The 26,938-nt window shown below is 65.6% G+C and carries 21 protein-coding genes; 11 read left to right on the top strand and 10 right to left on the bottom strand.

Annotated features, from left to right (window positions below):
• The first annotated feature begins 221 nt into the window (after positions 1-221).
• The 6 genes from K410_RS0128690 to recN all read left to right on the top strand — a co-directional run bounded on the left by K410_RS0128690 (position 222) and on the right by recN (position 8,622).
• Positions 222-1,250, top strand: a complete 1,029-nt coding sequence (locus K410_RS0128690) for a cell division protein FtsQ/DivIB (protein WP_028138068.1) — start codon at positions 222-224, stop codon at positions 1,248-1,250.
• Positions 1,247-2,569 carry a cell division protein FtsA gene (gene ftsA, locus K410_RS0128685; RefSeq protein ID WP_028138067.1) on the top strand — a complete coding sequence of 441 codons (1,323 nt, stop codon included), beginning with the start codon at positions 1,247-1,249 and terminating at the stop codon, positions 2,567-2,569. The genes K410_RS0128690 and ftsA overlap by 4 nt, the downstream gene beginning before the upstream one ends.
• Positions 2,570-2,656: 87 nt before the next feature.
• Positions 2,657-4,459, top strand: coding sequence for a cell division protein FtsZ (gene ftsZ, locus K410_RS0128680; RefSeq protein WP_028138066.1), 1,803 nt, complete (start codon positions 2,657-2,659; stop codon positions 4,457-4,459).
• A 361-nt stretch (positions 4,460-4,820) separates the two neighbouring features.
• The gene (gene lpxC / locus K410_RS0128675) at positions 4,821-5,783 is read left to right on the top strand and encodes a UDP-3-O-acyl-N-acetylglucosamine deacetylase (RefSeq protein WP_028138065.1); all 963 of its coding nucleotides are present in this window, start codon (positions 4,821-4,823) and stop codon (positions 5,781-5,783) included.
• 246 nt (positions 5,784-6,029) lie between these two features.
• The gene (locus tag K410_RS0128670) at positions 6,030-6,920 is read left to right on the top strand and encodes an outer membrane protein assembly factor BamD (protein ID WP_028138064.1); all 891 of its coding nucleotides are present in this window, start codon (positions 6,030-6,032) and stop codon (positions 6,918-6,920) included.
• 13 nt (positions 6,921-6,933) lie between these two features.
• Positions 6,934-8,622 (top strand): DNA repair protein RecN, encoded by a 1,689-nt coding sequence (gene recN, locus K410_RS0128665; protein WP_028138063.1) that lies wholly within the window; start codon positions 6,934-6,936, stop codon positions 8,620-8,622.
• Between the two features lie 94 nt (positions 8,623-8,716).
• Here recN and K410_RS0128660 read toward each other — a convergent pair whose 3' ends face one another.
• Positions 8,717-9,004: a GIY-YIG nuclease family protein gene (locus K410_RS0128660; RefSeq protein WP_028138062.1), complete on the bottom strand. Its 288-nt coding sequence runs from the start codon at positions 9,002-9,004 to the stop codon at positions 8,717-8,719.
• A gap of 117 nt (positions 9,005-9,121) precedes the next feature.
• Here K410_RS0128660 and ligA point away from each other — a divergent pair, with 117 nt between their 5' ends.
• Positions 9,122-11,269 (top strand): NAD-dependent DNA ligase LigA, encoded by a 2,148-nt coding sequence (gene ligA / locus K410_RS0128655; RefSeq protein WP_028138061.1) that lies wholly within the window; start codon positions 9,122-9,124, stop codon positions 11,267-11,269.
• Positions 11,270-11,437: 168 nt separating this feature from the next.
• On the opposite strand, the gene K410_RS0128650 is transcribed toward ligA, so the two are convergent.
• Together K410_RS0128650 and K410_RS0128645 are read right to left on the bottom strand one after the other, a co-directional pair.
• Positions 11,438-12,712, bottom strand: a complete 1,275-nt coding sequence (locus tag K410_RS0128650; protein ID WP_028138060.1) for a multidrug effflux MFS transporter — start codon at positions 12,710-12,712, stop codon at positions 11,438-11,440.
• 258 nt (positions 12,713-12,970) lie between these two features.
• Positions 12,971-14,800, bottom strand: a complete 1,830-nt coding sequence (locus K410_RS0128645; protein WP_028138059.1) for an aminopeptidase P family protein — start codon at positions 14,798-14,800, stop codon at positions 12,971-12,973.
• Between the two features lie 187 nt (positions 14,801-14,987).
• Here K410_RS0128645 and K410_RS0128640 point away from each other — a divergent pair, with 187 nt between their 5' ends.
• On the top strand, positions 14,988-15,167 hold the full coding sequence (locus K410_RS0128640; protein ID WP_028138058.1) for a hypothetical protein: 180 nt from the start codon (positions 14,988-14,990) through the stop codon (positions 15,165-15,167).
• Between the two features lie 93 nt (positions 15,168-15,260).
• On the opposite strand, the gene K410_RS0128635 is transcribed toward K410_RS0128640, so the two are convergent.
• Positions 15,261-16,148, bottom strand: a complete 888-nt coding sequence (locus tag K410_RS0128635) for a 50S ribosomal protein L11 methyltransferase (RefSeq protein WP_028138057.1) — start codon at positions 16,146-16,148, stop codon at positions 15,261-15,263.
• 161 nt (positions 16,149-16,309) lie between these two features.
• Between K410_RS0128635 and K410_RS0128630 the strand changes: the two genes are divergently transcribed.
• Positions 16,310-16,465: a Flp family type IVb pilin gene (locus K410_RS0128630; RefSeq protein WP_155253828.1), complete on the top strand. Its 156-nt coding sequence runs from the start codon at positions 16,310-16,312 to the stop codon at positions 16,463-16,465.
• A gap of 293 nt (positions 16,466-16,758) precedes the next feature.
• On the opposite strand, the gene K410_RS0128625 is transcribed toward K410_RS0128630, so the two are convergent.
• Positions 16,759-18,369, bottom strand: coding sequence for a phytoene desaturase family protein (locus K410_RS0128625; protein ID WP_028138055.1), 1,611 nt, complete (start codon positions 18,367-18,369; stop codon positions 16,759-16,761).
• Positions 18,370-18,607: 238 nt separating this feature from the next.
• On the opposite strand from K410_RS0128625, the gene K410_RS0128620 reads away from it, so the two are divergent.
• Positions 18,608-20,887: a fused MFS/spermidine synthase gene (locus K410_RS0128620; protein ID WP_028138054.1), complete on the top strand. Its 2,280-nt coding sequence runs from the start codon at positions 18,608-18,610 to the stop codon at positions 20,885-20,887.
• 134 nt (positions 20,888-21,021) lie between these two features.
• Here the strand turns inward: K410_RS0128620 and K410_RS0128615 are convergent, their stop codons facing one another.
• The 4 genes from K410_RS0128615 to K410_RS0128600 all read right to left on the bottom strand — a co-directional run bounded on the left by K410_RS0128615 (position 21,022) and on the right by K410_RS0128600 (position 24,874).
• The gene (locus K410_RS0128615) at positions 21,022-22,035 is read right to left on the bottom strand and encodes a glycerophosphodiester phosphodiesterase (RefSeq protein ID WP_028138053.1); all 1,014 of its coding nucleotides are present in this window, start codon (positions 22,033-22,035) and stop codon (positions 21,022-21,024) included.
• 39 nt (positions 22,036-22,074) lie between these two features.
• Complete coding sequence (locus K410_RS0128610) at positions 22,075-22,872, bottom strand: L,D-transpeptidase (RefSeq protein ID WP_028138052.1); 798 nt, start codon at positions 22,870-22,872, stop codon at positions 22,075-22,077.
• A 320-nt stretch (positions 22,873-23,192) separates the two neighbouring features.
• Positions 23,193-23,954, bottom strand: a complete 762-nt coding sequence (locus K410_RS0128605; RefSeq protein ID WP_028138051.1) for an ABC transporter permease — start codon at positions 23,952-23,954, stop codon at positions 23,193-23,195.
• Complete coding sequence (locus tag K410_RS0128600) at positions 23,951-24,874, bottom strand: ABC transporter ATP-binding protein (protein WP_028138050.1); 924 nt, start codon at positions 24,872-24,874, stop codon at positions 23,951-23,953. The genes K410_RS0128605 and K410_RS0128600 overlap by 4 nt, the downstream gene beginning before the upstream one ends.
• 284 nt (positions 24,875-25,158) lie before the next feature.
• Between K410_RS0128600 and K410_RS0128595 the strand changes: the two genes are divergently transcribed.
• Entirely contained in the window at positions 25,159-25,878 is a 720-nt protein-coding gene (locus K410_RS0128595) for a hypothetical protein (RefSeq protein WP_028138049.1), read from the top strand.
• A gap of 94 nt (positions 25,879-25,972) precedes the next feature.
• On the opposite strand, the gene K410_RS0128590 is transcribed toward K410_RS0128595, so the two are convergent.
• Positions 25,973-26,824, bottom strand: a complete 852-nt coding sequence (locus K410_RS0128590; protein ID WP_028138048.1) for an alpha/beta fold hydrolase — start codon at positions 26,822-26,824, stop codon at positions 25,973-25,975.
• Positions 26,825-26,938 lie beyond the last annotated feature (114 nt).

The raw sequence follows: 26,938 nt of genomic DNA, 5'->3' as shown, positions 1-26,938 counted from the left end.
CCTTTTGTTTACCAGGACGTCCGAAGGTTAACGCTGGCGGCGCATATGGCGCTTTGGCTGCCGGCGCGTGAGCTGTCGCGGGTGATGTCACCTCCAGCGAACGCTTTGAAGGGGAGAGGTTTTCTTCTGCTGAAGACCAGCACCCGGCCCGGCACGTCCAGGACGTCATGTTCGCCAGGATCCGCGCGATGTCGCGGCCAAACTGTTGACGAGCTCGTGCAATGGATGGAGCAGGAAGCCTCACCCGGTCTCTTTTCAGATCGCTGAGGCCCCAAGCTGACCTGAAGGCGGCCGCTGTCGGAGCGGTCGTGCTTCTGCGCGAGTGGGTGCAGGACAAGCGCCAGGAAAGACTTGAGGCGGCGCGTGCCGCCGCCAAGGACAAGACCAGGGCAAAGGCCGTCGTCGAGCGCGAGCCGCCGCCGCGCGTGGTCGCGCTGGTCGAGCGCTATCTGCCGCGCCGTGTCGGAATCAGCATGACCGTTCTGCTGCTGATCGGCAGCTGCGGCTTCGGCATCGTCAAGGGCGGCCATCTCCAGGATTTCATCACCGCGGTCAGCGACGCCCGCAACGCGCTGGCCAATTCCGCCGGATTCCGCATCACCTCCGTCGTGATCAACGGCCGCAAGCAGCTCACCCAGGACGAGATCCTGGCGATCGGCGGCGTCAGCGGCCGGTCTTCGCTGCTGTTCCTCGACGCCGACGCGGTGCGCGACAAGCTCAAGGCCAATCCCTGGATCGCGGATGCGACCGTGCTGAAGCTCTATCCGGGCCAGCTCATGATCGAGCTCACCGAGCGCAAGGCGTTCGCGCTGTGGCAGGAGGCCGGCCGGCTCTCGGTCATCGCCGATGACGGCGCCGTGCTCGAGCCCTACGTCTCGCGTCGCTTCCTGACGCTGCCGCTCGTGGTCGGCAAGGGCGCCGAGACCCAGGCGCGCGATTTCCTGGCGCTGCTGGCGCGCTATCCGCAGGTCAATGCGGTGACGAAAGCCGCGATCTACGTCGGCGAGCGGCGCTGGAATCTGAGGCTCAAGGACGGCCTCGACATCCGTCTGCCCGAGCAGGACGTCGGCAACGCGCTCGCGATGCTGTCCAGGCTCGACAAGGAGGACAGGCTGTTCTCCCGCGACATCGTCGCCGTCGACATGCGCCTGCCCGATCGGCTGGTGGTGCAGCTGTCGGAGGACGCCGCCAAGGCTCGCGAGGATCTGTTCAAGGACAAGAAGAAAAAGAAGGCCGGGGATTCCGCATGACCGGTCTCGATCGCACCCAGACGCCGAAGACGCGCCCGATGCCGCACAAGCGCGGCGGCCTCGTCGCCTGCCTCGACATCGGCACCAGCAAGATCGCCTGCATGATCGCGCGGCTGAAGCCGTCGCCGCCGAGCGAGGCGCTGCGCGGCCGCACCCATGCGGTGGAATTGATCGGATACAGCCAGATCCAGTCGCGCGGCATGAAGTCCGGCGCGGTGATCGATCTCGGTGAATGCGAGCAGGCGGTGCGCCAGGCCGTCGCGCTCGCGGAGAAGATGGCCAAGGTGCGGGTCGAGTCCGTGCTGCTCTCGGTCTCCGGCGGCCGGCTGTCGGGCCAGCTGGTCGAAGCCGCCGCCGACATCCGGGGTGGTGCGGTGACGCAAGCCGACGTCAGCCGCGTCACCTCCACCGGCATGCGTCACGCCACCGGCGAGGGCCGCACCGTGCTGCACGCGCTGCCGGTCGGCTACACGCTCGATGGCGTCAAGGGCATCCGCGACCCCCGCGGCATGGTTGCCCATCAGTTCGGCGTCGACATGAACGTCGTCACCTGCGACGCCACCGTGGCGCGGAACCTGATGCTGGCGGTCGAACGCTGCCACATCAATGTCGAAGCCATGGCAGCGAGTCCTTATGTGGCCGGCCTGTCGGTGCTGACCGACGACGAGGCCGATCTCGGCGCTGCCGTCGTCGAGATGGGCGCCGGCACCACCACGATTGCCGTTTATTCAGGCGGCCGTTTCGTGCATGCGGCGGGTTTTGCGGTCGGCGGGCAACACATCACGATGGATCTGGCGCGCGGACTCTCCGCGACCATTGCCGATGCCGAGCGAATCAAGACGTTATACGGCACCGTCATCACCGGCGGATCGGACTCGCGTGAGCTGATGTCTGTGCCGACAGCCGGTGACGAGCAGGATCTGCCGCAGATCGTCTCCCGCGCCACCATCGCCAACATCGTCAAGCACCGTGCCGAGGAAGTCTTCGAAATGGTTCGGGACAAGCTGAAGGATTCGCCCTTCGCCTCAGAGCCCAACGGCCGCGTCGTGCTCTCGGGCGGAGCCTCGCAGCTCACCGGCCTCGTCGAGCTCGGTACCCAGATTCTCGGCCGGCCCGTGCGGGTCGGACGTCCGCTCGGCTTCGGCCGGCTGCCCAACGAGGCGAAGAACGCCGCGTTCGCGGTGCCGGCCGGACTCCTCGTCTACCCGCAATATGTTCACCTCGAACATGTCGAACCGCGGCATACGCGGCACCAGGTCAAGACAGGGACCGGCGGTTATTTCGGAAAGGTCGGACGATGGCTACGCGAGGGCTTCTGATGATTCATTTCCGCAATTCCCGACTTTCACCAACACCCGCGGCCGCCGGCCGGGGCGAACCCACGCGCGCGTGATCGAGAGGCAACCATGACCATCAGCATCAATGTTCCTGATATTCACGAACTGAAGCCCCGGATCACCGTGTTCGGCGTCGGCGGCGCCGGTGGCAACGCCGTCAACAACATGATCACGGCCGGCCTTCAGGGCGTCGACTTCGTGGTCGCCAACACCGACGCGCAGGCGCTGACGATGTCGAAGGCGCAGCGCATCGTGCAGATGGGCACCGCGGTCACGCAAGGGTTGGGCGCCGGCTCGCAGCCGAACGTCGGCGCCGCGGCGGCGGAAGAGGTGATCGACGAGCTGCGCGACCATCTCTCGGGCGCCAACATGGTGTTCGTCACCGCCGGCATGGGCGGCGGCACCGGCACCGGTGCAGCTCCCGTGATCGCCAAGACCGCGCGCGACATGGGCATCCTCACCGTCGGCGTCGTGACCAAGCCGTTCCACTTCGAAGGCGGCCGCCGCATGCGCACCGCCGAAGCCGGCATCGCCGAGCTGCACAAGGTCGTGGACACGCTGCTGATCATCCCGAACCAGAACCTGTTCCGGGTCGCCAACGAGAAGACCACCTTCGCCGACGCCTTCGCGATGGCCGACCAGGTGCTCTATTCGGGCGTCGCCTGCATCACCGACCTGATGGTCAAGGAAGGCCTGATCAACCTCGACTTCGCCGACGTCCGCGCCGTCATGCGCGAGATGGGCAAGGCGATGATGGGCACCGGCGAAGCCTCCGGCGACAAGCGCGCGCTGACTGCCGCGGAAGCCGCGATCGCCAACCCGCTGATCGATGATAGCTCGATGAAGGGCGCCAAGGGCCTCCTGATCTCGATCACCGGCGGCAAGGACCTCACTCTGTTCGAGGTCGACGAAGCCGCGACCCGCATCCGCGAGGAGGTCGACCAGGACGCCAACATCATCGTCGGCGCGACCTTCGACGAAGCGCTCGACGGCCTGATCCGCGTCTCGGTCGTCGCCACCGGCATCGAGCAGGCCGCGATCGCCCGCAACAGCCAGGCCACCTCCGCCCCCGTCGCAAACCCGGCGCCGCAGGCGCAGCAGGCGCCCGCCGCTCCGGCCGCGGCCGCCGAGAGCCGTCTCGCCGACCTGACCGCGCGGCTCCGCGCCGACAACCAGCGCATGGCCGAGCGCGCCCAGAAGCTGGAAGCGCAGATCCCGGCCGCAAGCCAGGCTCCGGTTGCTGCCGCGCCGATGGCGCCCCGTCCGAACGTCGAGCGCGCCGCGCTCGCCGCCATCGCGGCTGCGGTTGCCGACGTTCCGCAGGCCCCGGCGCCGATGCAGACCTACGGCGACGTCACCGTGCGCCCGATCGCGCAGAAGCCGACCCTGTTTCCGGAGCCCGAGCAGGCTCCGGCCGTGATGCAGGAGCCGATGACGCCCGAAACCTTCATCCCGCCGCAGGCCGAGCGCCCGGTCCGCACGCCCAGGATGCCGCGCATCGACGAACTGCCGATGCCGGCCCAGGCCGAGCTGCGCCAGGCGCGCGGTGAGGTCGAGGAGGAGGCGCCGCAGAAGAGCCGCCTGTCCTTGCTGCAGCGCCTCGCCAATGTCGGCCTCGGCCGTCGCGACGAGGAAAGCGAGGCGCCCGTTGCGGCCCGCACCACCGGCCCCGCGATGCCGCCGCTGCCCGAGCGCCGGCCGCAGAAGACCGTGGCACAGCAGATCGCATCGAACGAACCGGTATCCGAGTACGCTCGCCGTCCGGCCCCGCAGGGCTTGGACATGCATGGCCGTCCCGCGCCTGTTGCGCCGGCGCCACAGGGCGACGACCATCTTGATATCCCGGCCTTCCTGCGGCGGCAGGCGACCTGAGGATTGTTACAATAAGGCAGACGAAAACAGGTCCCGGCAACCAGCTTGCCGGGACCTTTTCTTTGCTCCCGTGCATGCCCGGATTGTGCAATCAAGCAGCTGATTTTAAATGATTAATTACGCGTTTGGGTGTTCGGTAGAATTGCCGGCGGCGGCCCAAAAGCTCGGCGCAATTTGGTTAAGCCTTGGCGCGAATACGGCGGGTTTGGGGTAACAATCGGTAAAAAAGCGTGAGTTGGCGCTGTTTGGGGCAGTGATTATGGTTTGCCGTGACTTGGGGATACGGATTCGCGGCGCCGGCACTGGCCGGGCAAGTTGGTCTCGTATAAGTCGCAATGGGTCGTAGTGGGGCGGGTTCCTGATGAAATTTAGCCGGCAAACAACGCTTGGTGCGCAAGCCTCCGTGGCAGGCGTGGGCGTTCATTCCGGTCTTCCCGTCACTCTCACGCTTGGGCCCGCGCCTGTCGACGCGGGTTTTGTTTTTATCCGGACAGGCCTTGAGGGAAGTGATCGCGAAGTTCAGGCGACGGCCGATCAGGTGATCGCGACCGACTTCGCCACCGTCCTCGGCGATCGCAGCGGTCCGCTGGTGTCCACGGCCGAGCATGTTCTTGCTGCACTGCGGGGCATGGGTGTCGACAACGCCACCATCGAGATCGACGGTCCGGAAGTGCCGATCATGGACGGCAGCGCCGCGGCCTTCATTGCGGCGATCGACCAGGCCGGCATCGTGACCCAGCCGGCACAACGCCGCTTCATTCAGGTCTTGAAGCCGATCTCGGTCAAGATCGGCGATTCCTTCGGCGAAATCAGGCCCTACGCCAACGGGTTCTGTGTCGAGGTCGAGATCGATTTCACCAATCCCGTGATCGGCCAGCAGGCTTACACTTTCGACCTCAACCCGGAACGTTTCCGCCGCGAAGTCGGCCGGGCCCGGACCTTCGGTCTGATGTCCGATGTCGCGCGGCTCTGGAGCGCGGGTTATGCCCTCGGCGCCTCCTTCGACAACACCGTCGTGTTCGACGACGAGCGGCTGCTCAACACCGAAGGCCTGCGCTACGCCGATGAATGCGCCCGCCACAAGGTGCTGGACGTGATCGGCGATCTCTCGCTGGCCGGCCTGCCGCTGCTGGGCGCCTACCGCTCGGTGCGTGGCGGCCACAAGCTCAACCATGCCGTCCTGACTGCGTTGTTGGCCGATCGGACCGCCTGGCGGGTGGTCGAGGGCGAGGCGATCCGCCGCACCACGCGTCCCGTGGGCGAAGTTGGCCGCGGGATCGTCGGCGGCCGGGTTGCGGCGGCCTACGGGCCGGACGTGTCCTGAACAGAGCAGTTGCCGCGGGCCTCCGGCCGCGGCGCACCCCCGGGAAACTCCTGGTAACCATGATCGGCTAGCATTGCGGCAAGTTCGCCTTAATCCGGGCGAATTGCCTGCCTATCCGGTTGGTTAAAGATCGCTTTTAGGATCCATCGGCGTGGTCGCATGGCAGGCACCACGGCACCATTTCGCGCCCGTGACGGGGTCATGGGCTGGCGGGCACCGCATCACAGGGCGTCAGGGCTTAAACTCATGTCGGCACAGCGTATGACGCGCGGATATTTCTCGATCTCCTTGCGAGCTCGTGGGCTGCTTCAGGCCGTCACCTTCATCCTGCTCGCGCTGCCGCTCGCCGGATGCGGCACGGGTGCGCTCTGGGACAAGTTCACCGCCAAGGACGACACCTTCGTCGAGGAGCCCGCCGACAAGATCTACAATGAGGGCCTGTACCTCATGAACGAGAAGAAGGACATGAAGGCGGCGAACAAGAAGTTCGAAGAGGTCGACCGCCAGCATCCTTATTCCGACTGGGCCCGTAAATCACTGCTGATGTCCGCCTATGCGTCCTATCAGAGCGGCGACTACGACGGCTGCATCGGCGCGGCCACCCGCTACGTCACGCTGCATCCCGGCAGCCCGGATGCGGCCTATGCGCAATATCTGATCGCGGCCTCCCATTACGACCAGATCCCGGACATCAGCCGCGACCAGACCCGCACCGAGAAGGCGATCGCCGCGCTGGAAGAGGTGGTGCGCAAATATCCGAACTCGGAATATGCGACGTCCGCCAAGGCCAAGATCGAAGGTGCGCGCGACCAGCTCGCCGGCAAGGAAATGAACGTCGGCCGCTACTATGCGCAGAAGCGCGACTACACGGCGGCGATCAACCGCTACAAGACCGTCGTCACCCAGTACCAGACCACCCGCCATGTCGAGGAAGCGCTGTACCGGCTGACCGAAGCCTATATGGCGATCGGCATCGTCGGCGAGGCGCAGACCGCGGCGGCCGTGCTTGGCCACAATTTTCCTGACAGCCGCTGGTACAAGGACGCCTATAATCTTGTAAAATCCGGCGGTCTCGAGCCGAGCGAGAATCAGGGGTCCTGGATCAGCAAGACCTTCAAGAAGATGGGCCTCGGCTAGGAAATTTGGTTCCATGCTGGCGCGTCTATCGATCCGCGACATCGTCCTGATCGAACGGCTCGATATCGAATTCGCACCGGGCCTTGCGGTTTTGACCGGCGAGACCGGTGCGGGCAAATCCATCCTGCTCGATGCCTTTGCGCTGGCGCTCGGCGGCCGGGGCGATGCCGGCCTCGTGCGCCACGGCGCGGAGCAGGGTCAGGTCACCGCCGTGTTCGACGTCCCCAAGAATCACCCTGCGGCGAAGATCCTCGCCGAGAACGGCCTCGACGACACCAGCGTTGAAGAATCTTGCGAGATGATCCTGCGCCGCGTGCAGCTCGCCGACGGCCGCACCCGGGCCTTCATCAACGACCAGTCGATCAGCGTGCAGACGCTGAAGGCGGTCGGCGCCGCCCTGGTCGAGATTCACGGCCAGCACGACGAGCGCGCGCTGGTGGACGCCGCCACCCATCGCCGCCTGCTCGACGCCTTCGCCGGCCTGGAGAAGGACGTCGCCGCGGTCGAAACGCTCTGGGACGCACGCCGGACCGCCAACACCGCGCTGGAGGAGCATCGCGCCGGCATGGAGCGCGCCGCGCGCGAGGCCGATTATCTGCGCCACGCCTCCGCCGAGCTGAAACAGCTCGCGCCCAAGGACGGCGAGGAGACCTCGCTTGCCCATCGCCGGAGCACCATGATGCAGGGCGAGAAGATCGCCTCCGACCTGCGCGAGGCGCAGGAGGCGGTCGGCGGCAACCATTCGCCGGTTGCGGCCCTCTCGGCCGCGGTGCGCCGGCTGGAGCGCCGCGGCGTCAATTCGCCGGCCCTGGTCGAGCCGGCCGTCAAGGCGATCGACGCCGCGATCAACGCGCTGGAGGAGGCCGACCAGCATCTCCAGGCCGCCTTGGCCGCAACCGATTTCGATCCGGCCGAGCTCGAACGCATCGAGGAACGGCTGTTCGCTTTGCGCGCCGCCTCGCGCAAATATTCGACGCCGGTCGACGGGCTCGCCGCGCTCGCCGCCAAATATGCCGCTGACGTCGTGCTGATCGACGCCGGTGCCTCGCAATTGAAGAAGCTGGAGCAGGCCGCGATCGAGGCAGATGGCCGCTATGCCGCCGCCGCCAAGAAGCTGTCGCTGGCGCGGCAGAAATCGGCCGAGAAGCTCAACAAGGCCGTCAACGCCGAGCTCGCGCCGCTCAAGCTCGAGCGCGCCAGGTTCATGACCCAGGTCGAGACCGACGAGGCCGCGCCGGGGCCGCAAGGCTTCGACCGTGTCGAGTTCTGGGTGCAGACCAATCCGGGCACCAAGCCGGGGCCGCTGATGAAGGTCGCCTCCGGCGGCGAGCTGTCGCGTTTCCTACTCGCGCTCAAGGTCGTGCTGTCCGATCGCGGTTCGGCGCCGACGCTGGTGTTCGACGAGATCGACACCGGCGTGGGCGGTGCGGTCGCCGACGCCATCGGCGGGCGCCTGGCGCGGTTGGCGGGCAAGGTTCAGGTGATGGCCGTGACCCACGCCCCGCAGGTCGCCGCCCGCGCCGACCAGCATCTGCTGATCTCCAAGGACGCCCTCGACAAGGGCAAGCGCGTCGCCACCCGCGTCAATGCGCTCGCCGCCGACCACCGCCGCGAGGAAATCGCCCGCATGCTGGCCGGCGCCGAGATCACGGCGGAGGCGAGGGCCGCCGCGGAGCGGTTGCTGAAGGCGGCAACGGCTTAGTTAAATACACCGTCATTCCGGGGCGATGCGAAGCATCGAACCCGGAATCTCGAGATTCCGGGTTCGGCTCTTCGAGCCGCCCCGGAATGACTCCTCATCTGCAGATCGACCCGTAGAGATCACCCCAGTTTCGATTGTCCTTCTCGATCAGCTGGATTTTCCAAGCCCGCTTCCACTTCTTGAGCTCTTTCTCGCGCGAGATTGCCGAGATCGGATCGTCGTAGACCTCGAACCAAACAAGCTGCGTGATGTTGTATTTGGCCGTGAAGCCCCGAACGGCCTTGATTCGATGCTCGTGGACGCGACGCACAAGATCTTTCGTAATGCCAACGTAGATTGCCCCATCTCGTCGGCTTGCTAGAATATATACGTAATACGCCATGAGCCCCTCCCACGACTTCGTCATTCCGGGGCGCACGAAGTGCGAACCCGGAATCTCGAGGTTCCGGGTCTGGTCCTTCGGACCATCCCGGAACGACGAGATACAATCTTAAGTATAATGGCCAGAGCAGCAAAATCGAAACCGCTTCGCGACGTCGCCGATCTCACCAAGGCCCAGGCCAAGGTCGAGCATATGCGGTTGTCGCTCGAGATCGAGGGGCACAACGAGCGCTATTATCAGGAGGACGCGCCCACCGTCACCGATGCCGAATACGATGCGCTGCGCCAGCGCCTCAACGCCATCGAGAAGCGTTTCCCGGAGCTCGTCAGCGCGGACTCGCCCTCGCAGAAGGTCGGCGCCGCGCCGTCGGGGCGCTTCAAGAAGGTGCGGCATTCCGTTCCGATGCTGTCGCTCGACAATGCCTTTGCCGAAGAGGACGTGCGCGACTTCGTCGGCCGCATCGTTCGCTTCCTCAAGCTCGACGACGGCAAGGTCGATTTCTCCGCCGAGCCGAAAATCGACGGCCTCTCGATGTCGTTGCGCTACGAAGGCGGCGAGCTCGTCACTGCGGCGACGCGCGGCGATGGCGCGGTGGGCGAGGACGTCACCGCCAACATCCGCACGCTCGAAGACGTGCCGCAGAAGCTGAAGGGCCGCAGCGTCCCTGATATCTGCGAGGTGCGCGGCGAGGTCTACATGACCAAGAAGGCGTTCCTCGCGCTCAACGAACGGCAGAAGGCCGAAGGCGGCACCATCTTCGCCAATCCGCGCAACTCGGCCGCGGGCTCGCTGCGGCAGAAGGATCCGACCATCACCGCCTCGCGCCCCCTCGGCTTCTTCGCCTATGCCTGGGGCGAGATGAGCGCGATGCCGGAGCAGACGCAGAGCGGCATGATCGGCTGGTTCGAGCGCTGCGGCTTCAAGACCAACCCGCTGACCAAGCTCTGCCATTCCATCGAGGGACTGCTCGCCTTCCATCATGCGATCGAGGAGCAGCGCGCAAGGCTCGATTACGACATCGACGGCGTCGTCTACAAGGTCGACCGCATCGACTGGCAGGAGCGGCTCGGCTTCGTCTCGCGCACGCCGCGCTGGGGCATCGCGCACAAATTCCCGGCCGAGCGCGCCATGACGGTGCTGCGCGACATCGAGATCCAGGTCGGACGCACCGGCTCGTTCACGCCGGTCGGCAAGCTCGAGCCGGTCGGTGTCGGCGGCGTGATCGTGCAGAACGTCACGCTGCACAACGAGGACTACATCAAGGGCATCGGCAACAAGGGCGAGGTGCTGCGCGAGGGGCGCGACATCAGGATCGGCGACACCGTCGTGATCCAGCGCGCCGGCGACGTCATCCCGCAGGTGGTCGACGTCGTGCTCGACAAGCGGCCGAAGTCCGCCAGGGAATTCCACTTCCCGAAGAAGTGCCCATGTCCGCTGCATACCGACGTGGTGCGCGAGGAGACGGCGGCGGGCGAAGAGGGCTCGCGTGCCCGCTGCACCGGCGAGTTCGCCTGCCCCTATCAAAAGATCGAGCACCTCAAGCTGTTCGTCTCGCGCCGTGCTTTCGACATCGACGGTCTCGGCGAGAAGCAGCTGCAATATTTCTTCGACGAGGGGTGGGTGAAGGAGCCCGCCGACATCTTCACGCTGGAGAAGCGCAATTCCAGGCTCAAGCTCGAAGAGGTCGAGGGCTATGGCGCGACCTCGGTGCGCAATCTGTTCGGCGCGATCGAGAGCCGGCGCAGGATCGCGCTGGAGCGCTTCGTCTACGCGCTCGGCATGCGCCATGTCGGCGAGACCACGGCGCTGGCGCTGGCGCGTGGCTACGGCTCCTGGGACGCCTTCCACGATGCCTGCCTCAAGGTCGCCAAGGGCGACGAGGAGGCGATCGCCGAGATGGACGCGCTCGATCAGATCGGCGACACCGTGATCAGGAGCATCGCCGATTATTTCGGCGAGAGCCACAATCGCGGCATCGTCGAGCGGCTGACCAAGGAGGTCGAGATCGTCGACGCCGAGAAGCCGAAGAGCAATTCGGCCGTCGCCGGCAAGACCGTGGTGTTCACGGGGTCGCTGGAGAAGATGACGCGGGATGAGGCCAAGGCCACCGCAGAGCGCTTGGGGGCGAAGGTCTCGGGCTCGGTGTCGAAGAAGACCGATCTCGTCGTCGCCGGACCGGGCGCCGGGTCGAAGCTGGCGGAGGCCAACAAGCACGGCGTCAAGGTGCTGACCGAGGACGAGTGGCTGAAGCTGATCGGGGAGTGAGGTTCGCTCCGCTCGCGCCTCTTGCTCTGCTGTCATTCCCCGCGAAGGCGGGGAATCCAGTACGCCGCGGCTTCTCCGTATTCGTTCGGCGTCTCTGGAATACTGGATCCCCCGCCTTCGCGGGGGATGACACTGAGGGTGTTGCAACGGCCGTCGCTCAACCGACAGCTACATCATCCCGCTCTCTTCCTCCTCCGCCTGCTCGATCAGCTTCTCGCTCACCACGACCTCGCGGCGGGGAACGACGAAAATCATCATGCAGGCACAGAGCAGCGAGACCGCGAGAACCGCGGAGGTAAGCGGCAACGTGGTCGAGGAATGGCCGCCGAGATAGGCGCCGAATTGCGACATCAGCGCGCCGATGCCCTGTTGCAGGAAGCCCATGGCGCCCGAGGCGGCGCCGGCGGCTTCGGGACGGATGCTGATCGCGCCGGCGGCGGAATTCGCCATCACGAAGGCATTGCCGACCATGACGATCATCTGCGTGCCGAACAGCCAGCTTGGGGCCTCGTTCCACCCCGTGAAGCTCCACAGCAGGTTCAGCAGGCTTCCGCAGATCTGGAGCGAGAGCCCGAACCAGATCAGCTTCTCCAGCGAATGTCTGGGCGCAAAGCGCACGCAGAGCAGGTTGCCGACGAGAAATGCAAATCCCGTGGTTGCGAACCAGGCGCCGTATTCGGCGCTGGTCCGGCCCATCTGCGTCACCACGATGTAGGGGCCGCCGCCCGCGAAGGTGAAGATGATCTGCGAGGCCAGCACCTGGCACATCACGTAGCCGACGAAGGCGCGGCTCCTGATCAGGACGGCGACGTCGCCGCGGAAGCCGCCGCCGGCGGCGCGGCTGCGACGCGTTTCCGGCAGCGCCACCGCGATGCCGACGGCGACGATGATTGCAGCGATGGTGATGGCGTAGAAGATCGCGCGCCAGCCGAGCGCCGTCTCGATCAGGCCGCCGGTGAGCGGAGATACCATCTGTCCGATCATCAGCGCCGCGACCACCAGGCTGATCATGGAGGCGACGCGGTCGCGCTCATAGATGTCGCGGATGATGGCGCGGCTCACCACCATGCCGGCGGCGCCGCCCAGGGCTTGGAAGAAGCGGGCCGCGATCAGCTGCGGCAGGGTTTCGGCAAAGATGCAGGCGATGCTGGCCGCCACCATCAGCGCCAAGCCTCCGAGCAGCACCGGGCGCCGTCCGAACCGGTCGGATAGCGGGCCCATGATCAGCTGCGACAACGCGATGCCGACCATGTAGAGCGACACCGTCATCTGCGCGATCGAGATGTCGCTGCCGAAATTCGTCGCCAGCACCGGCAGTGCCGGAACCAGGATGTAGAGTGAGATCGGCGCGATCCCGGTCATCACGACCAGCAGCAACAGCACCCCGCGCGAGGTCGCGAGGTTGCGCGTCCCTTCCGGCGGCTTGCTGATGATGCCGTGCATGCGTGTCAATCTTTTGCGTTCGAATCGACTGTAGCGCGCCGGCGCAAGACCGATATCGGCGTTTCGGAATGCGGCTATACGGATTCCGGGAGGGTGATGATGGAAGCACGATGTTGGCGTCAGCCTCTGCTGACATTCCCCGCGCAGGTTTGCTGGCTCTGGAATACTGGATGCCCCGCTTTCGCGGAGCATGACAGTTGTGTTGGGGAAAGAGCTCTGCGCAGGGGACGTGGCGCCATGCGCTGCGGCAGTGAGACCCTAAGCCTTCAGCTCCGCCGTCGCCCGATCGAGCCAGGCCCGGGTCGCCTCGTCCAGCGCCGGCCCGACCTCGGATCGCACGCGCGCGTGGTAGGCGTTGAGCCAGTCGAGTTCATCCTTGCTCAGCATCGCGGCATCGATCAGCCGGCGGTCGATCGGTGCGAGCGTCAGGGTCTCGAACGCGTTCATCGCCTTCTCGGCGCCCTCGATCTCGGCGGCGACGACCAGCTCGAGGTTCTCGATGCGGATGCCGAAACCGTCGGTCTTGTAATAGCCGGGCTCGTTGGAGAGGATCATGCCGCGCTTCAGCGGCGTGGTGCCGAGCTTCGAAATGCGCGCCGGCCCTTCGTGCACCGAGAGATAGCTGCCGACGCCGTGGCCGGTGCCGTGCTCGAAATCGACGCCGGCGGCCCAGAGATATTGCCGTGCCAGCGTGTCGAGCTGCGCGCCGGTGGTGCCGTCCGGGAAAACCGCGCGCGCGATCGCGATATGGCCGCGCAGCACGCGCGTGAAGCGGTCGCGCATCTCGGCGGTCGGCTCGCCCACGGCCATGGTGCGGGTGACGTCGGTGGTGCCGTCTTCGTACTGCGCGCCGGAATCGATCAGCAGGAGGTCGCCGGGCGCGATGCGCCGGTTGCTCTTGCGCGTGACGCGGTAGTGCACGATGGCGCCGTTCGGGCCGGTGCCGGAGATGGTCGGAAACGAGACGTCCTTCAGCGCGCCGGTGTCGCGGCGAAACGTCTCCAGCGCCTCGACCGCGTCGATCTCGGTGAGCTTGCCGCTTGGCGCTTCGCGGTCGACCCACGCCAGGAAGCGCGCCAGCGCCAGCGCGTCGCGCCGATGCGCGGTCTGCGTCCCCTTGATCTCGGTCGCGTTCTTGACCGCTTTCAGCAGCGCAATCGGATCGCTGCCGCGCACCGGCTTGCCACCGGCGCTCGCGATCAGCCGGCTGAGCGCGTCGGCTGCGGTGGCACTGTCCAGTGCGATCGACCCGCCGCCCTTGGCCAGCGCCATCAGCGTCGGCGCCATCGCGTCGGGCTCGCGCACGTCGGCGGACTGCTCGAGATGGTCGCGCGTCAGGTTGGAGAGCTTGCGGTGATCGATGAAGATGGTGGGACGTCCGTCTTTCGGCACCAGCGCATAGGACAGCGGCAGCGGCGTATGGGCGACGTCGGCGCCGCGGATGTTGAAGGTCCAGGCAACCGCGTGGCTGTCGGACAGCACCAGCGCGTCGACGCCGAGCTTGCCGATCTCGCCTCTGATCTGCGCCAGCTTCTCTGCTTCGGTGACGCCGGCATGCTGGAGCCCGTGCACGGCGACGGGAGCGAGCGGCGGCTGCGGGCGGTCCTGCCAGATCGCATCGATCGGATTGCTGTCGACGGCAACCAGCTCGGCGCCGGCCTTGGCGCAGGCGGCGGACAGGCGCTCGGCTGCCGCAAAAGTGTGCAGCCACGGATCGAATCCGAGGCGGTCACCGGCTTTCAGATGCGCCGACACCCAACTCTCCGGCGGCGGGTCGATCAGCGATTCCACCACCCATGCCTTTGCATCGATCTGCTTGGCGGCCTGAAGCGTATAGCGGCCGTCGACGAACAATGCGGCCTCCTGCGCCAGAACCACCGCGAATCCCGCCGAGCCCGTGAAGCCGGTCAGCCAGGCCAGCCGTTCTTCCGACGGCGGCACATATTCGTTCTGCTGCTGATCGGCGCGCGGAACGATGAAGCCGGCGAGCTTGCGACGGGCGAGTTCTTCGCGAAATGCGGCCAGTCGTGCCGTCAATGCGACGCCGGCCTCCGGCTCCTCGAATGTCTGGAAGTGTGCTTCGAACATGGTGGATCACTTTAGGATCATGGGGACGAGTCCGCAATCTGGACGCAATTTGCGTCGCATCTGGCATGGACTGTGCTTGAATGGTTCCACTTGAATTGAGTGGAGTAAAGGATGCGGCAGCCGCGCTTCGTCCCGATGACAGCGATATTCGAGCAGGTGGTTCATCTCAACGGCGAGGGGACACACGATGCCAGCATTCTCCTTTGAGAAAATTTCCCCGCCGGCGCGCCGGGCGCCGTCTGCGACGGCACCGCAGAAGCCGCGCAGCGTCATCAGCCAGATGATCGATCGCATCGCCGAGCGCCGCGCCAGACGCGCCTTGCAGGTCGAGCGGGCAATGCGCCAAGACGACAAGCCGGCGGAGTAGGACGGCCCCGGTGCCGTAGGGTGGGTTAGCCGAAGGCGTAACCCACCGCTTTGGCGCCGCATGCTTTGGCGGATTACGCTTCACTAGTCCGCACTACGACATCTTCCGCAGCAACAGGCTGCTCCACCCCTCGATCCGCAGATGCTTCAACGGCACGAGGCCGCGGGCGCGATAGGCGGCGATCACGGCGGGGGCCTGATGCGTCAGCAGGCCGGAGAGGATGACGCGTCCGCCGGGCGCGAGATGCCGTGCCATCGGGCCCGCCAATTGCCTCAGGGGATTGGCAAGGATGTTGGCCAGCACCAGGTCGAACGGACCGGCCTGTCCAAAATCCGGCGCGCCGAAGCCGGTCGCGCGGATCACCCGCACACGGTTGCCGACTTCATTCAGCGAGGCGTTCTCGGAGGCCACCCGCACCGAGGGCGGATCGATGTCGGAGGCGAGCACGCCGCGATGCAGCGCCTTTGCCGCAGCGATCGCCAGCACGCCGGTCCCGGTGCCGAGGTCGAGCAGGTTCCTCGGGCTGGAACTCTTCAGGACATGGTCAAGCAACAGTAAACAGCCACGTGTCGTGCCGTGATGGCCGGTACCGAAGGCGAGCGCCGCCTCGATCTCGATGGCCAGCTTGTTCGGCGCCACGCGGTCGCGGTCATGACTGCCATGCACGACGAAGCGCCCGGCCGGGACGGGCACGAGATCCTCCAGGCTGGCCCTGACCCAGTCCCTGGCCTCGACAATGTCGAAGGCGAGCGTCGCGGCGATCTCATTTCCTGCTGATGTTGCAATGAGTTCGCGCAGCCATGCGGCATCAGGCGCCGCGGCGAAATGGAGCGTGACGTCCCATTGTCCGTCCGGCCGCTCAAAGGCCGCAACCGCCGCGTCGCCCTCGAAAAACACCTCCGTGAGCACGTCGACGACGCGCCTGGCGTCGGCCTCGCTGCCGATCGAAAAGCTGGCGCGATGGGTTGGAGCAGGCTGCATTCAGGGTTCCGTTGCGTTGAATTTTTGCAATTTTTGACGGCAATTTTCCGTGCAAGTTGCGGTTCCCGGTTTACCCGGCTGAAGGTTCCGCCTCGTACATTCTCGGATGTCGAATGAAGCCAACACAGCTTGGAATTGAAACGGAGGCAGTCTTGAAGAGCATGATTCAGAAGTTCTGGTCGGATGAGTCCGGTGCGACGGCGATCGAATACGGTCTGATTGCCGCGGGCATCGCCCTGGCGATCATCACCGTGGTGAACAGCCTGGGCAGCACCATGAACGAGAAGTTCACGTCGATTAGCACCAACCTGAAGTAAATTCCGCCTCCTTTCCCAGCGGGGGCTGCTTTTTCTTCCGAGGCTATCCTGATCGCCGCCCGCCAGGGGAATTCCCCCTGGCGGGCGAGGTCATTCCCGACGCCGCTTTTCCGATATTCACAGCTTATACGCTGCTCGTCGGCACGCTATCCACCGGTTATCCCGCGGCTTATCCCGCAATTGTCCCTGCAATTATCCACCCTCTCTCCCCCGGTGGTCCGGACGCCATGGTCCAGGCATCCGCGGCTTGTCCACAGACCGTTCAACAGCCTGTCCACAAGCAGTCCACAGATCTATCCACGGCGTCCGAACAGCGACCGGTGATCCCTGAGGATCGCCTGCGCGGCGTTATGGCCGGGCGCACCGGTGACGCCGCCGCCGGGATGGGCCCCTGAGCCGCAATGATAGAGGCCTCGCAACGGCCCGCGATAATCGGCATGGCCCAGCATGGGCCGTGCCGAGAACAGTTGATTCAAGGTCAGCGCGCCGTGGAAGATGTCGCCGCCGAGGAGGCCGAACTGCCGTTCGAGGTCGAGCGGGGACAGGATCTGGCGGCCCAGCACGCTCGCCGCAAAACCCGGCGCATACTTGTCCACCGTCGCGATCATGAGATCGGCGACCTCCTCGCGATGGTCGTCCCACGACTTTCCGTCCGGAAGCTCCGGCGCGACGTGCTGGCAGAACAGGCTCGCAACGTGCTGTCCCGTCGGCGCCAGCGTGTCGTCGAGCGTGGAGGGGATCAGCATCTCGACCACGGGCTCTCGGCTCCAGCCCTGCGTCCGCGCATCGAGATAGGCGCGGTCCATGTAGGCAAGGCTCGGCGCCAGGATGATGCCCGACGAGAGATGGTCGCCCTCGCCCGGCAGCGCCGTGAACGAGGGCAGGCGATCCAACGCCACGTTCATGCGGAAGGTGCCGGAGCCGTTCTTCCAGTGCCGGATGCGGGCGAGGAAGTCCGCAGGCAGCGCCTCGGCCGCGATCAGCTGCGTGTAGAGCAGCTTCGGATTGACGTTGGCCGCGACATAATTTGCGCGGATCACCTCGCCGGTCTCCAGCACGATTCCGACCGCGCGGTCGCGCTCGACGATCACCTCGCGCACGCCGGCATCCGTGTCGATCACGACGCCCCGGTCGCGCGCCGCGCGCGCCATCGCCTGCGTGATCGCGCCCATGCCGCCGATAGCATGGCCCCAGACGCCCTTCTTGCCGTTCACCTCGCCGAAGGCGTGATGCAGCATCACATAGGCCGAGCCGGCGGCGTAGGGGCTGGCATAATTGCCGACGATGGCGTCGAAGCCGAACAGCGCCTTGACCAGATCATGCTCGAAACGTTCATCCAGCATCTCGCCGGCAGAGCGGGTGAAGAGATCGAGCAGGCTGCGGCTCTGTTCCAGGGTGAGGCCGCGCAGGATGCCGGCGGTCTTCCAGGCGTTGACGCCTTCGCGCAACGCCGCCGTGCCAAAACCGTCGACGAGGTTCGGCGGCGCGCGCAGCACGAACTGCCTGAGCACGTCGGCGATGTCTTCCAGCTCGCGTGAAAACCCGTCGAGCGCGCCGGCGTCATGCGCGCTGAGCCGCGCGACCGAGGCTTTGGTCCGCCCCTCGCCGGTGAGGAGATAGTTGCCATCAGGCGCGGGGAGGAAATTCTGCGCGCGCCGCTCGACCACCCGCAGGCCTTGCCCGACGAGATCGAGATCAGCGATCACCTGCGGATTGAGCAGGCTCACGGTGTAGGCCGCAACCGAATTGCGGAAGCCGGGATGAAACTCCTCGGTGACCGCTGCGCCGCCGATCACCTTGCGCCGTTCGACGACGCGCACCCGCAAACCCGCTTTCGCGAGATAGGCCGCGCAGGTGAGGCCGTTATGGCCAGCGCCGATGATGACGACGTCGGTTTCGGTCATGAAGAATGCAAAGGCTCGGTTTCGGTCAGTACGGGGCTCGCGAAGCGAGAACTATGGTGCGCGGTTGCGCACCGGAGAATCTCGAGGTTCCGGGTTCGATGCTCCGCATCGCCCCGGAACGACATCTCTATATCAAGCATTCCTCGCTGCAACACCACGCCCCCTTTGTTGCCCGTTCAGGCGCCTTGTGCTCCATTGCGCGCGTCCGGCGCCCGCCGGGTTCTCAGCCGGAGCTTCCATGGATTCGATCGTGCAACCCGCCGCCACGGAGCAGCCGTCCGCCTCGCGCAACCGGCTGGTGCTGACGGTCTACACCGCTGCGATCTTCGTCAGCGCGCTGCTGCTGTTCTCGGTGCAGCCATTGTTCACGAAGATGGTGCTGCCGCGGCTCGGCGGCTCGCCGGCGGTGTGGTCGGTGGCGATGGTGTTCTTCCAGTCGCTGCTGCTGGCGGGCTATGCCTATGCGCATTTCCTGATGCAGGCGAGGAGCCGCGTCGTTCCGGTGGCCGTGCATCTGGTGCTGCTGATCGCGGCCTTCGCCATGCTGCCGCTCGGCATCGCCTCAGGCTATGGCGAGCCGCCGGCTTCCAACTATGCGTTCTGGCTGCTCGGCCTGTTCGTGGTCTCGATCGGCCTGCCGTTCTTCGCGCTCGCGGCCAACAATCCGCTGTTGCAGGCCTGGTTCGTCCGCACCGGTCATCCCGCCGGACATGATCCCTATTTCCTCTATGCTTCCTCCAACATCGGCAGCTTCCTCGCGCTGCTGTCCTATCCGTTCCTGCTGGAGCCGGTGTTCACGCTGCACATGCAGAACCGGCTCTGGACTGGCGGCTATGCCCTCTTGATCCTGCTGATCGGCGCCTGCGGTGTATTGCTGCTGCGCTCGCCGAAACTTGCGATGGTCGACGCGAAAACCGAGGCGATCAATGCGCCGGCGCCGGCCTTCTTGACGCGGCTGCGCTGGATCTTCCTCGCCGCGGTGCCTTCGGGCCTGCTCATTGCCGTCACCGCGCACATCTCGACCGACGTCGCGGCGGCGCCGCTGCTGTGGGTGCTGCCGCTGTCGCTGTATCTGCTGACCTGGGTCGTCGTGTTCCAATCGCGGCCGCTGCTGCCGCACAAATGGATGCTGACGCTGCAGCCGGTCGCGATCGCGGGCGTTGTCGTCCTGCTCGCCTTCGGCGGCGAACAGAATCTGCTGCTGACGCTCGGCGGCCACCAATTGTGCTTCTTCGTCATCGCCATGGCCTGTCACGGCGAACTGGCGCGGACCCGGCCGGCCGCCAAATATCTCACCGGTTTCTATGTCGCGCTGTCGTTCGGCGGCATGGTCGGTGGCCTGTTTGCCGGTCTCCTCGCTCCCTTCACCTTCTCGTGGATCGCCGAGTATCCGATCCTGGTCGCGCTCGCCGCGCTGTGCCGGCCGATTGCGAACGAACGGCTTGCCGGTGTCGTCAAATGGTACTGGCTGGCGCTCGCCGCGCTCGCGGTGGCGCTGGTCGTGCCGTCCACCACCACGGGCGGCGTCTCGACCTGGTTCGAGGATCACCGCGTCTGGGTCGCCGGCAGCGTCGGCGTGCTCGCGGCACTGCTGGCACTGGCGCTCAATGCCAGCCGCTGGAAGATCTTTGCCACGGTCGTGCTCGCGCTGGCCTTGATCCGCGTCTATCCCGCGGACGAGGGCCGCGTCACGACGGTGCGCAGCTTCTTCGGCGTGCACAAGATCGTGGTGACGCCCGGCGGCTATTTCCACGTGCTGATGCACGGCACCACCATTCACGGCGCCGAGCGCTTCCGCAACAATGACGGCACGCCCGTGACCGGCCGCCCCGAGCCGATCACCTATTATCACGCGGACGGCGGCATCGGTCAGGCCGTCAGCGCCATCCGCGAACGCAAGGGCGCTCCGCTCAAGGTCGCAGCGATCGGCGTCGGCTCGGGCACGCTCACCTGTGCCGCCGCGCCCGGCGAGGACTGGAAATTCTTCGAGATCGACCAGTCGATGGTCGATGCCGCGCGCGATCCCAGAAATTTCCGCTACATCTCGAGCTGCATGCCGGATATGAAGCCCGTGATCGGCGACGCGCGCCTCACCTTCGCCAAGGAGCCCGATGGCGCCTACGACCTCGTCATTGTCGATGCCTATTCGTCGGATGCGATCCCGATCCATCTCGCCACCGAAGAGGCGATGAAGATCTACAAGGACAAGCTCGCGCCGCACGGCGCCGTGGTGATGCACGTCTCCAACCGGCATCTCGATCTCGAGACCGTCGTGGTCGGCATCGCCGACGCCAACGATCTCAAGAGCTGGGTCTTCAACGAGGATTCCGGGCGCGATAGCGACTACATCTTCTCGACCGACGTCGTCATCTCGGCGCGCGAGGAAGCCGACATCGGCAGGCTCGCCGCCTCCAAATCGTGGGAGCAGACCGAAGCCGACGACAGGGTGCGGGTCTGGACCGACGACTATTCCAACATCCTGGGCGCGCTGCATCGGCGTCTGCGGGACGGGGAGTAGGCAAACTCCGTGCCCCGGACGCTGCGCAGCACGAAGTGATGCGCTGCAGGGCCGGGGCCCATGCCGCGGCGTCCTGGGTCCCGGCTCTGCGTCGCGTCATTTCATGCCGCGCCGCGTCCGGGACACGAGACCTCTTACGGCTCGACCGGCGTCCCCGCCGGCAATGCTATTCCCTTTTCGCCGGCGACCTGCCGCAGCAGGTCGGGTCTGTCGGAAATGATCCCGTCAACGCCGAGCTCGATCATCCGCGCCATGTCTTCCCGCTTGTTGACCGTCCAGACCACCACGCGCAATCCGAGTCCGTGGGCCTCCGCGACGAGCGCGGCGGTGACGTCGCCGAAATGGGGCGACCAGATCGCGCCGCCCGCCGCCTTGATCGTGCGCGGCAGCGAGCCGCCGTGATCGGCCGGATTGAAGCCGGCCGTCCAGTTCGTCGCCTTGTCCAGCGCCACCGTCGGAGCCGAGCCGCGCTGGAGCGTCAGGTACGCCGTCGCTATCTTGGGCGCCTGCTGCTGGACCAGCTGCAAGGTCCGCCAGTCGAACGACTGGATCATGACCCTGTCGGAAAACGCTTCGGTCTCGATCAGCGCCAGCAGCTTGGCGACAAAGGCCTGCGGACCCAGCGTTTCGTCGGGACGGTTCGGGTCGATCTTGGTCTCGATGTTGAAGCGCACACGCGCGTTGCCGGATTTTCTTACCAGCGCGAACAGCTCGCGCAGGGTCGGAATGCGCGTCCCCGGCAGCGCGCGCTGGTCGGGAAATTGTTTCGCGTAAGCACTATCCGGCCTGATCTGGCCGACGTCATAGGTCCTGACCTCGTCCAGCCGCAGCTTGACGAAGGGTGTGCCGGGCGGAGTGATGTAAGCGCCGTCGGCGCGGCGTGTGAGATCAGGATTGAGCCCGCGCTCATGCGACACGACGATCTCGCCGTCCGCGGTGACGCCGACGTCGAGCTCCAGCGTGTCCACGCCCATCGACAGCGCGTTGGCGAAGGCGGGCAGGGTGTTTTCCGGCAGCAGCGCCCGCCCGCCGCGATGCGCCTCGAGATCGAAGGCCATGGCTTGTTCTACGATGCCTCGTCCTGCAATGGCTTGTCCTGCGGTGAGCAGCGAGAGCACGGTCAGGATCGTTGCGGCGCGTGACGGCATGGTGCCTCGGCCGGTGTGGTCGATTGGTGTGCGATTGCGTCAGTTCTGGTAGTAATAGCCGCGCGGCTGATAAACCTGCCGGGGCTGCGGCTGATGATAATAGCCCTGCTGGCCGTAGCCCTGGTCGTAATAGGGTTGCGGCTGCTGCTGATAGACCTGCGCGTCATAGAGCGGACGAGTGGCCGAACGCGGCGCCGGATAGCGCGCGCCGGTGTCGCTGCCGTCGGCGGGATAGATGTAATTGTCGTCCTGCGGCATGTAGCGGCGCGCGGGCTGCGCCGGCGGCGACAGGTTCACGGGATCGCCCGATGTGGCGTATTGCTCTTCGGCGGGCTGTTGCGGAGCGCGGGCCACCGCAGCGTTGGCGCGGCCGCGCGGGTTGCGCGCCAGCGCCACCTGCGCCGAACCGGTCAGCGTCACCGTGGTGTTGAGCACGCCCTGCTGCTGCACCAGCGCATAGAGTGTCGAGGCATTCTGGCGCGACAGCCGCACGCAGCCATGCGAGGCGGGCGAGCCGAGCCGGCCGACCGAATCCGTGCCGTGGATGGCGTGCCCGACCTTGGTGAAGAAGATCGCGTGAGGCATCGGCGCGTCGTCGAATTCCTTGGAATAGTGATCCTCTTCCATGCGGAAGGCGCGGAACGCGCCGTTCGGCGTCTCGCGTGAGGGGACGCCTGTCGATACCGGCCAGCGATAGCGCGCCACGCCGTCGACCGCGACGGTCATCTGCTGATTGTCCTTGTCGACGGTGATCTCGACCTTGGCCTGCGCGGTGCCCGCGCTCAAAACCATCAGGGACGTCAAAGCAATGAAAAATGAACGCATCTGGAAACGCATTTGAATCCTGGCCTCCGGCCTTGTCTCGCTAGCCGCCGCGGCTCTCCGTCCCCGGCGTGCAATATGCCTGCAATCCGGCTTTGGTTCCAGCGGCCAGCCTGCCCATCGTTAACGTGATGCGGGGCGTAAGCAAGGCCGCTGGGTGCCGCGCCGCGCGCGGCGGCGCTGACATTTTCGCGAGCCGGACGTGCGTTCGATGCCGACAATTCGTCACAAAGGCGCAAACCATTCGGGCCGCGCGGCGCGTTGACGATGTCACTCCGGTGCCTGCCGACCCTCTCCCGTGCTCGTGCTGCGCCCGCCCCGGGATGACGGAGCGGTCAGTTCTTCAGCCGATACCCCGTGCGGAAAATCCACCAGATCACGACGAGGCAGATCACCAGGAACGCCAGCGTCATGCCGACGCTGACGGCCATGCTGACATCCGCAATCTCGTAGAAGCTCCAGCGGAAGCCGGAGATCAGGTAGACCACCGGATTGAGCAGCGCCACCGTGCGCCAGGCGGGCGGCAGCATGTCGATCGAATAGAAGCTGCCGCCGAGGAAGGTCAGCGGCGTCACCACCAGCATCGGGATCATCTGCAGCTTCTCGAAGCCGTCGGCCCAGATGCCGATGATGAAGCCGAACAGGCTGAACGTCACCGCCGTCAGCACCAGGAAGGCCAGCATCCAGATGGGATGGTGGATGTGCAGCGGCACGAACAGGCCGGCGGTCGCCAGGATGATCAGGCCCAGAATGATCGACTTGGTCGCGGCGGCGCCGACATAGCCGAGCACGATCTCGACATAGGAGATCGGCGCCGACAGGATCTCGTAGATCGTGCCGGTGAATTTCGGGAAATAGATCCCGAACGAGGCGTTGGCGATGCTCTGCGTCAGCACCGAGAGCATGATCAGGCCCGGCACGATGAAGGTGCCGTAGCTGACGCCCTCGACCTGGCTGATGCGCGAGCCGATCGCGGCGCCGAACACCACGAAATAGAGCGACGTCGAGACCACCGGCGAGACGATGCTTTGCAGCAGCGTACGCCAAGTGCGCGCCATTTCGAACAGATAGATGGCGCGGATGGCGCGATGGTTCATGACGTCCTCACGAGGTCGACGAAGATGTCCTCGAGCGACGATTGCGTCGTGTCGAGATCGTTGAAGCGGATGCCGGCGGTGCGGAGGTCGCCGAGCAGGCTGGTGATGCCGGTGCGCTCGCCCTGGGTATCGTAATCGTAGACCAGCGTCGCGCCGCCGTCGCAGAGCTCGAGCTCGTAATGGCGAAGGCTCTCCGGCAGCGCGGCGATCTTGCCCTGCAGATGCAGCGTCAGACGCTTCTTGCCGAGCTTCTGCATCAGGGTCGTCTTGTCCTCGACCAGCACGATCTCGCCCTTGTTGATGACGCCGATGCGGTCGGCCATCTCCTCGGCTTCCTCGATGTAATGCGTGGTGAGGATGATGGTGACGCCGGATTGCTGCAGGGTGCGCACCACCTCCCACATGCCCTTGCGCAGCTCGACGTCGACGCCGGCGGTGGGCTCGTCCAGGAACAGGATCTGCGGCTCGTGCGACAGCGCTTTCGCGATCATGACGCGGCGCTTCATGCCGCCGGACAGCGTGATGATCTTGTTGTCCTTCTTGTCCCACAGCGAGAGGTCCTTCAGCACCTTCTCGATATGGCCGGGATTCTTCGGCTTGCCGAACAGGCCGCGGGAGAAGCTGACGGTCGCCCACACGCTCTCGAAGGCGTCGGTGTGCAATTCCTGCGGCACGAGGCCGATCAGCGAGCGCGCCTTGCGGTAGGAGGTCTGGATGTCCTCGCCGCCGACGACGACGCGGCCCTCGCTCGGGTTGGCGATGCCGCAGATGATGGAGATCAGCGTGGTCTTGCCGGCGCCGTTGGGCCCGAGCAGCGCGAAAATCTCGCCGCGCTTGATATCGAGATTGACGTTCTTGAGCGCCCTGAAGCCGGACCCATAGGTCTTTGACAGATTGGCGACGGAGATGATGGAGGACATGATGGCCGCAAGGCTGAGGGGCAAAAGGTTGGGGAGGGGCCGGACCGGTCCCGGAGGGAGGTCAGCGGAGCCCTGAAATAGGAACGCACTTGCCTGCCCGCAATTCCCCGGGGAAAAATGGTCTCAAAACAGGCCCTTCGGTGGCAGGTTTCAGGCAAGTGTTGCGCGATGGACACGGGCTGTGGCTAAGATCGCCGTTCACGTGGCTCTTTGTTGCGTCTGCGAGCGGGCCGTGGCTACGATTCCGGCCAATCGCAAAGCGTATGTCCCCAGGGAAAACATCGATGAGACCGAACGGCCGTCACACCGCCGGCGCCAGCCAGTTGTCAGCCCTCCGCGTGTGGGCGATGGGCCTGCTCTTGCTGTCAGCTGTTGCCATGAGCCCGACCACCGCCACCGCGGCGCCGAGCCAGGCCCAGGCCGCGACCACGCATGTCTATCTGCTCCGCGGCGTGCTCAACATCTTCTCGCTCGGGCTCGACACGATCGGCGCCCGGCTCCAGGCGCAGGGCATCCCGGTGACGGTCGCCAATTTCGTGTCCTGGTCCTCGCTCGCCGACGAAGCGGCGGCCGCCTACAAGGCCGGCCGGCTCAAGACCATCGTCCTGGTCGGCCATTCCTCCGGCGCGACTGCGCTGCCCGACATGATCGCCAAGCTCAACCAGCTCGGCGTGCCCGTGAAGCTGGCGATCGGTCTCGACTCCGTGTTCAAGACCAAGCTCTCGACCGGGGCGGAGCGCTACATCAATATCTATATTGGCGACGGGCCCGGCGAGCCGGTGCGGGCCGCGGCGGGCCTTCGCGGCAAGCTCGACAATGTCGACGTGCGCGGCTCCGGCGTCGGCCACATCTCGATCGACAAGAACGAGGCGATCCAGCGCCGCGTCATCGCCGAGATCGACGCCGCGATCATGCGCTCGCGCGCTCCGGCAGCGCGAGTCGCCGAACCCGGCGTACCGCGGCCCGCTCGCGCGGCGGCGGCTACGGCGCCTGCGAGAAACTAAAGTTCCGACCAGCGACCGGCTGGTTGCGGCCGTGTCTATCGGCCATGGCCGGTGGGCGCGCAGATCGGGAGCCCGTCGCTGCGCACGTTCATCGTTAGCTCAAGAACCTGCGAATGCTCTCTGCGATCTCCCTCGCATGCGTCTCCAACGCGAAATGGCCGGTGTCGAAGAACTGCACCACGGCATTGGGATTATCGCGCTTGAACGCCTCGGCGCCGGGCGGGATGAAGAACGGATCGTTCTTGCCCCAGACCGCCAGGAATGGCGGCTTGTGCTTGCGGAAATAATCCTGGAAGGCGGGATAGAGCGCGACGTTGCTCCTGTAGTCGCCGAACAGGTCTAGCTGCACGTCGTCCGAGCCCGGCCGCGCCAGGTAGAAATTGTCGAGGTTCTGGCCATCCGGCGACACGGTCGCCGGGTCCGAGACGCCATGCGTGTACTGCCAGCGCGTCGCTTCCGGCGTGAGGAAGGCGCGCAACGCTTCGCGGTTGGCGGGCGAGGGATCCTGCCAATAGGCCTTGATCGGAGTCCAGCCGTCGCTGAGGCCGTCCTCATAGGCGTTGCCGTTCTGCGAGATGATCGCGGTGATCCGTTCGGGGTGACGCAGCGCAAGTCGGAAGCCGGTCGGCGCGCCATAGTCGAAAACGTAGACCGCGAAGCGATCGAAGCCGATGACCTCGGTGAAGCGCTCGATCACCTGCGCGACGTTGTCGAAAGTGTAGTGGAAGCTTTCGCGCGCAGGCATGTCCGACTGGCCGAAGCCGGGAAGGTCGGGCGCGACGATGTGGAATTTGTCGGCAAGCAGCGGGATCAGGTCGCGGAACATGTGACCGGCGCTTGGGAAACCGTGCAGCAGCAGGAGCTTCGGCGCGCCTCGGCGGCCGGCTTCGCGATAGAACACCTTGAAGCCGTCGACGTCGGCGGTGCGGTAGCTGGTCAGGGTCATTGGCTGTCTCCGATCCTAGTAACCTGTTAAAAGCCTATAATCAGGTTATCTACGTTCAGTAACTTGTCAATCGCTATTTTACAGGTTACAGGTGACGCACCTTATCCAGGCCGA

Source organism: Bradyrhizobium sp. 22, from assembly GCF_000482425.1.
GTDB lineage: Bacteria > Pseudomonadota > Alphaproteobacteria > Rhizobiales > Xanthobacteraceae > Bradyrhizobium > Bradyrhizobium japonicum_B.
The sequence above is the reverse complement of the archived record's forward strand: the minus strand, read 5'-3'. Positions and strand labels throughout refer to the sequence as shown.